14 protein-coding genes are annotated in these 13,163 nt (G+C 38.4%); 4 read left to right on the top strand and 10 right to left on the bottom strand.

All coding sequences use genetic code 11. The features are described 5' to 3' along the window. Nucleotides 1-2: 2 nt before the first annotated feature. The gene (locus L3V46_RS16840) at nucleotides 3-560 is read left to right on the top strand and encodes a flavodoxin family protein (protein ID WP_034615631.1); all 558 of its coding nucleotides are present in this window, start codon (nucleotides 3-5) and stop codon (nucleotides 558-560) included. A 74-nt stretch (nucleotides 561-634) separates the two neighbouring features. On the opposite strand, the gene L3V46_RS16835 is transcribed toward L3V46_RS16840, so the two are convergent. From L3V46_RS16835 to rpoD, 6 genes are all read right to left on the bottom strand, one after another. Further along, complete coding sequence (locus L3V46_RS16835; RefSeq protein ID WP_004722537.1) at nucleotides 635-2,047, bottom strand: APC family permease; 1,413 nt, start codon at nucleotides 2,045-2,047, stop codon at nucleotides 635-637. A 333-nt stretch (nucleotides 2,048-2,380) separates the two neighbouring features. Then, a complete protein-coding gene (locus L3V46_RS16830; protein WP_004722536.1) occupies nucleotides 2,381-3,565 on the bottom strand; it encodes an iron-containing alcohol dehydrogenase in 1,185 nt (394 codons plus the stop codon). A 3-nt stretch (nucleotides 3,566-3,568) separates the two neighbouring features. Then, a complete protein-coding gene (locus tag L3V46_RS16825) occupies nucleotides 3,569-4,102 on the bottom strand; it encodes a hypothetical protein (RefSeq protein ID WP_004819586.1) in 534 nt (177 codons plus the stop codon). 79 nt (nucleotides 4,103-4,181) lie between these two features. Continuing rightward, entirely contained in the window at nucleotides 4,182-4,871 is a 690-nt protein-coding gene (lipB, locus tag L3V46_RS16820; RefSeq protein WP_239046316.1) for a lipoyl(octanoyl) transferase LipB, read from the bottom strand. Nucleotides 4,872-5,043: 172 nt separating this feature from the next. Next, nucleotides 5,044-5,331 (bottom strand): DUF493 domain-containing protein, encoded by a 288-nt coding sequence (locus L3V46_RS16815; RefSeq protein WP_004722529.1) that lies wholly within the window; start codon nucleotides 5,329-5,331, stop codon nucleotides 5,044-5,046. A 127-nt stretch (nucleotides 5,332-5,458) separates the two neighbouring features. Beyond that, nucleotides 5,459-7,402 carry an RNA polymerase sigma factor RpoD gene (gene rpoD / locus L3V46_RS16810; protein ID WP_343212657.1) on the bottom strand — a complete coding sequence of 648 codons (1,944 nt, stop codon included), beginning with the start codon at nucleotides 7,400-7,402 and terminating at the stop codon, nucleotides 5,459-5,461. A gap of 331 nt (nucleotides 7,403-7,733) precedes the next feature. On the opposite strand from rpoD, the gene L3V46_RS16805 reads away from it, so the two are divergent. Both L3V46_RS16805 and L3V46_RS16800 read left to right on the top strand, forming a co-directional pair. Continuing rightward, entirely contained in the window at nucleotides 7,734-7,940 is a 207-nt protein-coding gene (locus L3V46_RS16805) for a hypothetical protein (RefSeq protein ID WP_004722524.1), read from the top strand. 66 nt (nucleotides 7,941-8,006) lie between these two features. Next, nucleotides 8,007-8,531, top strand: a complete 525-nt coding sequence (locus L3V46_RS16800; protein ID WP_004722523.1) for a YecA family protein — start codon at nucleotides 8,007-8,009, stop codon at nucleotides 8,529-8,531. Between the two features lie 72 nt (nucleotides 8,532-8,603). Here L3V46_RS16800 and L3V46_RS16795 read toward each other — a convergent pair whose 3' ends face one another. The 3 genes from L3V46_RS16795 to L3V46_RS16785 all read right to left on the bottom strand — a co-directional run bounded on the left by L3V46_RS16795 (nucleotide 8,604) and on the right by L3V46_RS16785 (nucleotide 11,501). Then, nucleotides 8,604-9,212 (bottom strand): LysE family transporter, encoded by a 609-nt coding sequence (locus L3V46_RS16795; protein ID WP_239046314.1) that lies wholly within the window; start codon nucleotides 9,210-9,212, stop codon nucleotides 8,604-8,606. Between the two features lie 609 nt (nucleotides 9,213-9,821). After that, entirely contained in the window at nucleotides 9,822-10,397 is a 576-nt protein-coding gene (locus tag L3V46_RS16790; protein WP_034615618.1) for a DedA family protein, read from the bottom strand. Between the two features lie 171 nt (nucleotides 10,398-10,568). Beyond that, nucleotides 10,569-11,501, bottom strand: a complete 933-nt coding sequence (locus L3V46_RS16785; protein ID WP_034618212.1) for a rhodanese-related sulfurtransferase — start codon at nucleotides 11,499-11,501, stop codon at nucleotides 10,569-10,571. 235 nt (nucleotides 11,502-11,736) lie between these two features. Between L3V46_RS16785 and L3V46_RS16780 the strand changes: the two genes are divergently transcribed. Next, nucleotides 11,737-12,219: a DUF1289 domain-containing protein gene (locus tag L3V46_RS16780; RefSeq protein ID WP_004722515.1), complete on the top strand. Its 483-nt coding sequence runs from the start codon at nucleotides 11,737-11,739 to the stop codon at nucleotides 12,217-12,219. 212 nt (nucleotides 12,220-12,431) lie between these two features. Here L3V46_RS16780 and ribB read toward each other — a convergent pair whose 3' ends face one another. Further along, entirely contained in the window at nucleotides 12,432-13,091 is a 660-nt protein-coding gene (gene ribB / locus L3V46_RS16775) for a 3,4-dihydroxy-2-butanone-4-phosphate synthase (RefSeq protein WP_004819596.1), read from the bottom strand. Between the last annotated feature and the right edge of the window lie 72 nt (nucleotides 13,092-13,163).

Genomic DNA, 13,163 nt, shown 5'->3' with positions numbered 1-13,163 from the left:
TCATGTCAAAAATCGCTGTTGTTTATCATTCAGGTTATGGTCATACCAAAGTCATTGCAGAAACTTTTGCCAATGAAATTCAGGCAACGCTCATCGAAGTGGATCAAGAGGGCAATATTCAAGATCAGGATTGGGACACTTTAGATGCCGCAGATGCAATCGTATTTGGTGCACCAACTTATATGGGCGGTGTGCCTTGGCAATTTAAAAAATTTGCAGATGCATCTTCTAAGCGTTGGTTTACTCGTGCATGGGCAGACAAGGTTTTCGGTGGTTTTACCAACAGCGCAAGTTTAAATGGCGATAAGCAAGTCACGTTAATTTCTTTACATACCTTGGCTTCACAACATGGTGGTATTTGGGTCAGTCTTGGTTTGGCACCATCAAACACTAAAAGCGCTACACGTCAGGATGTGAACAGCTTAGGCGGTTCTGTAGGTTTATTGGTTCAATCACCTGCTGATGCCAGTACAGATGAGATTCCAAGCGGTGATTTAGAGACTGCAAAACAATATGCAAAACGAATCAAAGCGATTACGGAAAAATTTATTGCAGCATAATTGCAGTTGATATGATTAAAATAAGAAAGGCGCATAAAGCGCCTTTCTTATTTGATTACACCCACAATAATCAATTATTCATGTTCATTGTGTTGTGGTGCAGGGTAGCGGAAACCACGAGTTTTATAGGCTAAATAGGCAACACCTAATACAGCCCATGCAAGCCCGAGTTTTAATGCCATTTCATCAATTTCTAACCACATCAAGAATACGCTGGCAAAACCAAGAGACGGAATCACCACATAATTGATGATTTCTTTCAGTGATTTTGTTCTGCCGTCACGTAAGGCGTAACGTGAAATCACAGAGAAATTCACAAAACTAAATGCAGTTAAAGCACCAAAGCTAATTAAGTTGACAATATGTTCAAGGTCAAGAAAACCCGCAGATAACGCAACAACACCGACAATCAAAATATTATAAGTTGGGGTATGTAATTTTGGACTAATATGACCAAAAATCTTTTTGTTAATGACGCCATCACGACCCATTACATACATCAAACGGGATACCCCAGCGTGTGCAGAAATACCAGAAGCCAGTACAGCAATGACCGCAAAATACAATACTAACTTTTTAAATGCGATGCCTGTAATTGCCGTTAGAATGGTTGCATTGCCAAGTGCTTCAAGCATCACAGGTTGAGATTCATCCAGCGGATTAAAGTAAAGATTGGCATTACTTGGGAAAAATAGCTGAATAAAATAGGTACTAAAAATAAAGATAATACCCGCGATCAACGCTGTAGAGAAAATTGCTTTTGGCAAGGTTTTTTCAGCATCTTTGGTTTCTTCTGCAAGGGATGATAACGCATCAAAACCTGTGAAAGAGAAACAAAGAATCGTTGCACCACCGATTAATGCACCAATTGCCGTCATTTCACTCCAGAATGGAGCAAGTGACCATAATTCAGCTTTATCTGGGTTTAAGGTGCCATCTGCGTAAATGCCCTGAGTTAACAGTAAGTAAACTTCATAAACAAAATAGAAGATGATCGCAAGTTGCACCACAACAATGGTGCTGTTAAATCGAGCAACAAAACGTGAACCAAACAAGTTGATCACAGTCATAATTGCCGTCAGTGCAATGACCCAGATCCAGTTATTCACATCTGGGAATAAGGCTCTTAAGTAAATATCAGCCAAAATAATGTTGACGAGTGGAGATAATAAATAATCTAACCAAGAAGACCAGCCAACCATAAAGCCGACATTTGGGTGAATCGATTTTTGCGCATAGGTATAAGCAGACCCTGACGAAGGGTAGCGCTTGATCATATGACCATAACTGATAGAGGTCAGAAGGATGGCAACAAGCGCAAAAATATAAGAAGTTGGAACATGTCCATGGCTTCCGTCTGACACTAAACCAAAGGTATCAAATAAGGTAAGTGGCTGAATATACGCTAGACCAATAATGATAATATGCCACAGCACAAGATTTTTTTTCAGTTTTGCTGTGGATTGAGTCCCAGAGATATCTGTCAACGGCGTTATCCTCTTAATCGTTGATCAAGGATCAGTCATATTTATAAGGATCGTTTGAGACGAACGATCCCCCCTAAGAATAAAACAAAAGTGCGCCAATCTACTCTAAAAGGTCACATTTGTCAGTAACTTTGTTGGCTTTTTTAGCAGAAAACGTGCCATCTTGATCAAAAAATAAGTGACTGCCCATTCTGCAAGATAAAAGCCCGATGTTTAGATAAACATCAGGCTATTTACTATCGAGGGCTGTCAACATTTCATCTGTGGATGACATCACTGCAAACATAGACTTAGTGCCAATAGTTCCCTCTATATTGTCGCAATTTTAGACAATTACCAAGCTTTTTCTAAGATTGACTTTAAATCTTTAAAGGTTGCTTCTTTCGGATTGAAAATAATTGAGCCGTCATTGAGTGCTTTTTCGGCAACTTCATCCAGCTGTGCTTGAGTAACTTTACCTGTTTCACTCAAGGTACGTGGAAGCTTAGTCAAATGATAGACACGATCACGCATAGTGTTTAACGTCTCTATGGCCTTATCCGCACGCTGGTTTGCAGGGGTCTGTGCGTAAATATCAGCACCAGCAAGTGGCAATAATAGATCGGCAATCTTGTCACCATTCACTTCCTTGTTGTATTCCAAAACATAAGGAAGAAAGAGATTCATACATAAGCCATGAGGCAAATGCGCAACTGCACCTAAAGCATGACCAAGAGAATGCACAATACCAACCATCGAGTTAGAAAATGCAATGCCTGCCATTGTTGAGGCTTGAGCAAGTTCTAAGCGACCTGTTGCATCACTAGGGTGATCCAGTACATCAAATAAGCTTGTACTGATCTTTTTGATGGCAGCTGTTGCATACGCATCTGAAATTGGATTGGCTGCGATACAGGTATAGGCTTCTACAGCATGTGTCATGGCATCCATCGCTGTCATTGCTGTTAGATGTGGCGGCAATGTTTGGGTCATACGCGGATCGAGAATCGCCGCATGTGGCATTAGGTAATTCGAGGCAAATGCCATTTTCACATTTTTTTGATTGTCTGATACGACCGCAGCCAAGGTTACTTCTGAGCCTGTACCTGACGTGGTAGGAATCACAAAAAAAGGTTTAAGTGGGCGAGGGAGGTTGTGTGCACCTGAATACTTAAGTAAATCATCGCCACCCTCAGAGACTAAAATATTGGCTGTTTTAGAGGTATCAATAACCGAACCGCCACCCACAGCAATAATCGCATCACAGTTATTTTCACGATACGCTTGTGCTGCGGCACGAACTGTTTCAAGGCTTGAATCAGGTGGAACATCATCAAAAATAATGCCAATTTCAATATCAGTAGATTCAAATGCAGCTTCAATAGGTGCTAAAAGGTGATTGGCACGTACACCTTTATCGGTGATGATCATTGGGCGTTTAGCGCCTAATGATGCAAGTTCGAAAGGAATATGTTCGAGTGCAGCATGACCAGCAATCACTTTTACAGGACAGAAAAATTCGTAATATGGTTTAGCCATGTGTTAAGCACTCCCTTTTAAATATGATTGGGCAACTTTAAGATAGATATTTGCAGCGCCCGCTAATTTTTCTTTTAAACTTAATTCTGATGGATATTCTTTTACCGCGAGTTCAGCAACCAGTTTAGGTAAAATTAATGCTTCCATTTTATTCAGACAACGCACTAAACGGATGGCATGTGCCACATCTCCATCTGCGATCATACGGTCATTTGCAAAAGCTTGAGCTGTACTTTCCTGAAATGAAAAGACTAAAAAAGCATGATGAACATGTTTGAAAATAATCGATAGATCAGGCTTAACATCTAAAGATTTAACCAGTTCAAGCTGCTTGTTTTGATTGACTCTGGCAATAAATGAAGCGCCGTTTGGAAAAACTTTCATTGATAATGTAAAACCAACAGGGAGTACAGATACTTCATGTTTAATTTCATCATCAACTTGACTCGCCATGACCAAACCTCTGCCAATCACATCCATCATGAGTTTGACATAGGCTTGTTCTAAAGCGGGTTTGATAGATTTACTTGAAATCACTCGTTAGTCCCTTATATAAAATTGTACTTTTGTTTTAGAGTAATTACTCTAATTTGTTTTCAGATAAAAATAAAGCAATTTATTTGTGAATGACTTCATGGTCATTTGATTTTTTGTCGATGACTTCAATATCACTAAAGTACCCACTCTGTTGAAAATACTCAATCACATCTTTTGATAGTTGCTTGTAATCAGGATAATTTTTAATCAAATCGCAGACACGGACCATTTCTAAACCTGCATAACCACATGGGTTAATGGTATGGAAGCCATCTAAGTTACAATCAATATTTAATGCTAACCCGTGATAACTACGTCCTCTGCGGATTTTAAAGCCCAGTGAACCAATTTTACGTTCGTTGACATAAACACCTGGTGCATCAGCTTTGGCATAGGCATCGACATCATATTTCTTGAGCAGATTTATCATTAAGTTCTCTGCATAAGTGACCAATGTACGCACATTCCATTTCAAGCGATTTAAATCAAACATGAAATAAATCACCATTTGACCAGGACCATGCCAGGTAACTTGTCCACCACGATCTGATTGAACAACAGGGATATCACTGTGCGTTAAAATATGTTCAGGTTTGCCTGCTTGCCCCTGAGTCAGTACGTCAGGATGTTGCAAGATCCAAAGCTGATCTGGAGAATTTTCATCACGTTGTTCAGTAAAAGATTTCATTTCCTGAAAACGCTCGGCATAAGGCGTTAAGTCTTGATATTGACGAATAATCAGATGTGGTTTTAGAACAGCATCGTTCACAGACAAGTGCCCTTAAAATATAGAAATCGCTTTAATTATAAAGAAATTTAGTTTGGAAAAGTGAAAGCAATTGCTGATCATTTGCAAATAAGCCAGCAGGGCATATTCCCCGATAAAATCAGGGTGCAAAAAAAACACGCCATTGTGGCGTGTTTTTTAATTCATTTCAGCATTACAAGGCAGTACGAATATGTTCGCAAGCAGCAAGGTCAGCATACAAGGCATGCACTTGCTCAAGCTCTTCAAAACGTAATTGAGCCGTAATCGAATGATATTTACCAGTACGTGATGGTTGTACAACAAGTGTCGCTTCATTAAATTCAGGGAAATGTTTTACCAAAATTTCAACTACAGCACCACGTAATTCTTCACCCGCATTACCAATCAATTTAATTGGGTAATCCATTGGAAAAACCCAAAGATCTTCTTGTAATTCGCGAGATGGAGTGCGGTCTAACATTTTTTCACCTCTAATTTATCAACAATGCCTGCATAAGTGCAGGCATTGTGTTTCTCTTAAATACTTAATGGGGTTACTCGATTGATTTTCAAGTCCCGAAAGTATTCATAGATTGAACAAATTCAACTTAGTCATTTTCAAGGAACGAACGTAAGTGTTCTGAACGCGAAGGATGACGAAGTTTACGTAAAGCTTTGGCTTCAATCTGACGAATACGTTCACGGGTTACATCAAACTGTTTACCTACTTCTTCCAAAGTATGGTCAGTCGGCATGTCGATACCAAAACGCATTTTTAAGACTTTTGCTTCACGTTCAGTTAAGTTTTCAAGTACTTCACGTGTTGCTTCTTTTAAGCCTTCTGAAGTCGCAGCATCTACTGGTGAAGTGATGTTGCTGTCTTCAATGAAATCACCAAGATGAGAATCTTCATCATCACCAATTGGCGTTTCCATAGAAATTGGCTCTTTAGCAATCTTAAGCACCTTACGAACTTTAACTTCGTCCATTTCTAGACGTTCACCTAATTCTTCAGGAGTCGGTTCACGACCCATTTCTTGAAGTAATTGGCGAGAGACACGGTTGATCTTGTTAATCGTTTCGATCATATGTACAGGGATACGAATTGTACGTGCTTGGTCCGCGATTGAACGAGTAATCGCCTGACGAATCCACCATGTTGCATAGGTCGAGAACTTATAACCACGACGGTATTCAAACTTGTCTACCGCTTTCATCAAACCAATGTTACCTTCTTGAATTAAATCCAAGAATTGTAAACCACGGTTTGTGTATTTTTTCGCAATTGAAATTACCAAACGTAAGTTGGCTTCAACCATTTCTTTCTTGGCACGGCGAGCTTTGGCTTCACCAATCGCCATACGTTTAGAAATGTCTTTAATTTCTTTTACATTTAGATCAAGGTCTTTTTCAATATCAGCAATCTTTTGTTGGAATGCCAATACATCTGGACGAACTTTTTCTAAATAGCCTTTTAGTTCAGCAGGTGCTTTTGCAATTTGTTCATCTAACCAAGCAGGATTTGATTCTTGACCTGGGAATGATGTACGGAACTGTGTACGATCCATACGACCACGACGAACTGCATAACGCATCACTTCACGTTCAGAGGTACGAATTTGTTCGTGCGTACCACGAATTATTTCTGAAATGATGTCAAATAAACGCGGTGTAAATTTAAACATCATAAACACAGTAGCCAGTGCTTCCATTGCCTCAGTACCTTGAGTACTGTTACGGCCATGTTGCGCAATTGCAACTTTTGCACTGTTCCAAACTGCTTCTAGCTCTTCAAAACGCGCTTTCGCAATTTCAGGATCTGGACCAGATTCGCCTTCAGAATCGTCATCACTTTCAGACTCTTCTTCTTCGTCTTCATCATCCAACTTCACTTCTTTAGTCGGCTTTGCAGAAGTATCTTCTTCTTCAACGATAACTTCAGCTTCGTCTTCTAAAACTTCTGGAATCACTTCGTCAGATTCAGGATCTAAATAACCTGATAAAATATCGGCAAGGCGACGTTCGCCAGTTTCATAATCTTTATATTCTTGTAAAACAACTTCTACAGCATTTGGCCAGTATGCAATTGAATGTAGAACGTCACGAATACCTTCTTCAATACGTTTGGCAATACTAATTTCGCCTTCACGTGTTAAAAGTTCAACGGTACCCATTTCACGCATATACATACGTACTGGGTCAGTGGTACGACCTGGCTCATTTTCTACAGAGGCAAGTACTGCAGCAGCTTCTTCTTCTGCAACTTCATCGCCAGCTTCGCTATTCCCTTCGAACATTGCATCGTCAGTTTCAGGTGCACGTTCATGAACTGGAATACCAACGTCTTGAAGCATTTGGATAATGTCTTCAATCTGTTCGCTTTCGGTGATCGAGTCTGGGAGATGATCGTTAACCTCAGCGTAGGTTAAGTAACCTTGTTCTTTGCCTCGGCTAATAAGAGCCGCTACTTGGGAAGTAGGGGAATGCATTTCGCTCATCTTTACTCTCTTCTCGTTGAATCTGTGGCAATGAAAAACCGTGCGTAATCGCACAATCTGTTAAAATATATCTTTGAATAGCTCGCATATTCCATCGGAAGAAATCAGCATAAAACTGTCCGATAAAATATTCAGAATTTAAATTCAATCAAATAGGTGGGGGTGAAATTGTTATTTTCAAGATCATCCCGTGCGATTTCTATTCAGAAAATGTCATAAAATAGTAAGACGCAGGGTGGATTATATCATTACATAAAATAGGGCCCGAAAAAAGCCCAAATTCGCATTTAAATGTAAAAAAAACGGAAAAAACTTGACAAGTTTTCTGAAGACAGATAAATAGCGCCTAGACCCATTCACTTTTTTTCATTATGAGGTAGTTTTAGTGTCTTCTACAGATTTTGAACTAGATGATAACTACGGTGATGATGATGTTAGTTTCGATGAGTCATCAAGCAAAATTAGCGCCAAAGAATCTTTAGAAAAGCGACGTTTGATCGATGATTTACTTGCTCAACGTCGTTTAGAAAAAGATTTAAAAGATTTTGATTATGACATTGATGATGACGATGATTTTGATGACGAAGATTAAAAATTCATTGGGCATGGCGTGGGAAAATGCTATGCTTAAATCTGATACAAATTTACTGGAAACAAAATGAGTGCTTTAGATTTAGACCTACTGAGTGATTATCTAGATGGTGACCAAAATGAATTTGGTCTAGATTTCGCAGCGACTCATGGTTTCTTGTGCGCAATTGCGGTTGGTCCTACTTTTGATAAATGGCTTGATGAGCTATTTGATAATAATCAAAAGAAAGTTCCAGCAGAAATCATTGTACAAATCAAAGCATGGCTTGAAGCGATTCGTCAAAACTTAGCCAATGAAGAAGGAATTACATTTCCTTTTGAAATTGAAGAAGCTGATGTTGAATCAAGCTTAGGCGACTGGAGTGTTGGCTTTGTTGATGCAATGTTCCTGAATGAAGAAGCTTGGTTTGCACCAGAATATGAAGATCAAGTTGTTGATCTCACACTACCAATGATGGTGTTCAGTGGTATTGATGATGAAGATCCTCAAATGGAATCTTTCCGCCGCAACGGCCAGTTAATGGACGAGATTGCTGAAGAAATTCCTGAAAATCTAAATGAAATTTATTTGATGTACCACACACCAAATTAATTTGCGCGTATAAAAAAAGCATGCTCACTGAAAAGTGGCATGCTTTTTTTTGTTGGTGATTTACGCCAATAGTTAAAACCGTGCAAATAATAGGCTACAACCTAAAATAAACAGTAAAAGGCCAATCACACGATTGATCACCACTTGGCGATCTAAAATTTTATTTCGTATGCTGGGATGTGCACAAAATAAGGCAATCAAGCCAAACCAAACAAAATGACTCAACGAAATAAACGCACCATAAGCAAAAAGCTGAATGGTCGAATTTCCTGTAGAAGTCATCAGCTGAGCAAATAAACTGATTACAAATAAAGTTGTTTTGGGATTTAGGCTATTGGTTAAAAAACCATGTTTAAACGCTTGCCAGCTACTGATACCAACACCAATTTCATCCAGTTTTATTTTTGCCTGCGTGAATGTTTTATAGCCAAGATAAATTAAATAAGCAGCGCCAATATATTGAATTGTTTGTAAAAGATAGGGCATATGATTTTTTAAAAAACCCAGGCCAAGTAGGCTATAACCCACATGTATCCAAACACCGCAAGCAATACCTAAAGCAGTGCTTATTCCAATATTTCGACCATATAAATAACTGTTTCGTGTCACGATAGCAAAATCAGCGCCAGGACTTATTACTGCCAAGCAGGTGATTAAGATCACAGCAATCATTTCATTCACTCATGTATCCTTTTTTACACAGTTTTAATTATTTTTATATTTTTCATATATTTGTATTAGGTTAAAGCGATAATATTTTGATGAAATGCATGATTTTTTGGAATGTATAGTGCTTGCCGTTGAATTCACTCAAATTTCTCAATCGCTCGGAAGTTTTGCTCACATCGAATGTGTGGTGATTTTTTACGATCGCTGTGGTGTATTGATTAATATTGGGTGATTTCTATACAGTGATGTTATTTATAGTATGGTGATCGTGTTTCAATTGGTCGGCATTGGTGAAACGGGGAGTATAAGAAAATATAAACAATAGGCTTCTTTTATAAATCCTGTTAAAACCCATAAATCAACAGATGGTGCCTCTCATCCTAGCTTTTCCTCAGCGAGAAGGAACTATCAAGCTTCATTTCGCATGATCATTTTGATTTATGAACGCTCTAATGTCTTTGTAGTTATTTTTAGAGTTCGCTGATTATTTGTCAGACAGCTAATGTTAAGAACATAGAGCTTGGCCAAGCAAACACAAATTTGTCTGCTTGACTCAATGCACACAAATCTCAATGTACACAAATAGTGTGTTTTAACTGAATGCTGGGAGCATAATAATTTTTAGCGTGCTTTTGATTTTTTATAGAAAAAATAAGCAACTAAAATTAAGACAATGGTAATGATCACATAGCCCACGCGACTAAAAATTTGTTGCATGAGTTCTATATTGTTTCCAAAATAATAACCGACACATGCAAGAAAAGTGGTCCAGATAATTGTCCCTACGCTGCTATACAGCATAAATTTCCAAAAGGGCATATGACTCATGCCTGCAGGGATACTAATCAAAGAACGAACTGCGGGAACCATTCGTCCAAAGAAAACCACGCGATGTCCATATTTTTCAAACCAATCTAAAGCTTTTTTGACATCTTCTGATTTGATAAAAAGGTATTTACCGTAGCGGTCAACCCAATTAAAAATGCTTTGATTTGGGATTTTTCGACCCACCCAATACAACAATGCTGCTGCAACCAGTGAACCGATGCTTCCTGCGATAATCACACCTGATAATAATAATTGACCTTTAGATGCAGCAAACCCAGCTGATGGCATAATCACTTCTGAGGGAATCGGCGGAAAGACATTGTCTAAAAACATCAAAAGAGCAATACCGAAGTAACCAAGTTGCTCCATGATCGAAATAATCCAATCAGTCATTTTATATATAAAAATAGGGCGTTATAAACATGGTATGGTTTTCATTTATCAAAATATAGTGAGAATTTGTTGTGTTGTTAAAATATCTAAATAAAAACCGCAGCCAATAAGCTGCGGTTGAGTGAAGCATTTTAAAATTGATTGAGATTAAAGACGTTTGCGTTTTGCAGCAGTAATTTGTGATTGACGCATACGGAAACCTTCTTTTTGTTTCTCAGATGTTTTATCAATACAATATTTGCAAGAAACACCATGTTCATAACTTGGTAAATCGGCTTCTTCAGGAACAAGTGGCCAACCACATGCATGACATTTAATATTTTCGCCTTCTTCCATACCATGCGTCACCGCAGTACGGCCATCAAATACGAAACATTCACCTTCCCACATACTTTCATCAGCAGGGGTTTCTTCAAGGTATTTTAAAATACCGCCTTTAAGGTGATACACCTCGTTAAAACCTTCTTGAAGCAGTAATGAGGTTGATTTTTCACAACGAATACCGCCTGTACAGAACATCGCAATTTTCTTATCTTTATGCTGTTCAAGTTCTTTTTTTACGTATTCTGGAAATTCACGAAAGGTTTCTGTTTTAGGATCAATCGCGCCTTTGAAGGTACCCGCTTTATATTCATAATCATTACGTGTATCAATCAAAATCACGTCATCACGCGCAATCAGTTCGTTCCATTGTTTTGGATCAAGATAATGTCCAACAAGATCACGAGGTTTCACCTCTACACCTAAAGTTACGATTTCGTTCTTTAGCTTAATCTTCATTTTACGGAATGGCTTTTCATCACTATGTGATTCTTTATATTCCATGCTATTAAAGCCTTCATTCAATAAGAATTGATGAATGACATCAATCGCTTGACGATCGCCAGCAACAGTTCCGTTAATTCCTTCACCTGCAATAATGAGAGTACCGCAAAGGTTGATGGTTTTTACCAAGTCTAAAAGACGTTGTTGAAGATCAGCAGGATCTTGAACTTCTTTGAATTGATAAAGTGCTGCAACAACCCAACCAGAGGTCGCTTGCTGTTCTACAGGTGCAAGCTGTTCTACAGTAGCGTTCATGGAGTACTCCAAATATTTAAGATAGAATAAAATTTAAGGCGCATATTTTAGCGTGATTTACATGAATATGCGAGAAAACCCTAGTCTTTGTAGTGTTTTTTTATTCCCTGAAAAAAATATGGGTTTTTATACTAAATATAGTGCTTTAAAATATTTTATATACCATATATAGTATTGCGAAATGATTATTTCGTGCCGAAAAAGTGTGTCACATCGTTGATGTAAGGAGTAAATTTTGAGTAACGAACGTCGGATACCCACCTTAACGCCATGCGCTGGTCGTTGTTCAACGGTATTTGGTGATTCTGTTTGTCGTGGTTGCCGTCGTTTTAATCATGAAGTGATTCAATGGAATACATATGATTCAGCGCAACGTTTAGCTGTTTGGAAGAGGCTGGATGCACAGCTCGATCAAATTTTAATTCCGATGCTACCTTTTGCAGATTTAAGACATATTGAAGGTTTTATTTTGGGTAAACGTATACGAGTGATGGATTCTGCTTCTAAAGGGCGCAAGTTGTATCATGCATTAAAAATTTGTGAAAAAAATAAACATCTCGCAGAAGAGAGTGGTTTGGGAATTCAAGCGAAGCAGGTAAAACCGCTTTGGGATGAGTTTGAACGTCGTGTATTGGCCTTGGCCAATGCAAGTTATGATTTTGCATGGTTACGTGCAGATGGTATTCGTCAAAGTATTTTACATTTGGAAGATGTTTAAACTTATTTCTTCAATGATTTATTATTCATCAGCTTGATACTTTTGGCTATTTAATTTTAATCAGTGTCACTTATAAAAAATTAAAACAAAAACTGACGCTGTCATTTCATCGCACTTTAACCAAAAATACCTAATCAAGATTAAAAAGCCAGTCCATAGATTTGAACTGGCTTTTTAACTCTGTCTAAATATTAATGACTTAAAATATTTTCTTAGACATTGTGTTTTAAACGATACTGAACCAATTCTTCAATGGTAATCAGCGTTAAATGATGCGTTTGTGCATATGCTAAAACTTGAATGCCTGAAGCCATTGTTCCATCAGGATTGGTCACTTCACATAACACACCAGCGGGTTTTAAACCAGCTAAACGTGCCAAATCAATAGAACCTTCTGTATGTCCACGACGGGTTAATACACCACCATTACGACCACGCAATGGAAAAACATGACCAGGGCGATTCAGATCACTTGCGACAGCACCTGTTTTAATTGCAGCATGAATAGTGGTGGTACGGTCTTTTGCAGAAACGCCTGTTGTTACACCTTGTGCTGCTTCGATGGTAATGGTAAAAGCCGTTTTAAATTGACTTGAATTGTCCTGAACCATCGGTGGGAGTTCAAGGTGATCTGCTAGATCATCGGTAATGGTTAAGCAGACAATACCTGAACCATCACGAATCATACGTGCCATGGTTTCAACATTGAGGGTTTCTGCTGCAACAATTAAATCTGCTTCATTTTCACGATCAAAATCGTCCATGACCAAAACAGGTTTGCCTTGGCGCATATCTTCGATTGCTTGTTCGATACGTTGGTCTGCAGGGGATAGTGCAGAAAAGAAAATTTCGGGTTGAATTAAACTAGACATTGAAACGCTCTCGTAAAGTTAAAATACGGTTGAACATTTCAGGACATTTGAAATAGTGGCGTTACAAAACCT

The sequence above is a fragment of the Acinetobacter sp. AG3 genome, from assembly GCF_022343575.1.
In the GTDB taxonomy this organism is placed as follows: Bacteria; Pseudomonadota; Gammaproteobacteria; order Pseudomonadales; family Moraxellaceae; genus Acinetobacter; species Acinetobacter guillouiae.
Note: the sequence above shows the minus strand (reverse complement) of the source record. Positions and strands in the feature narration are given on the sequence as shown.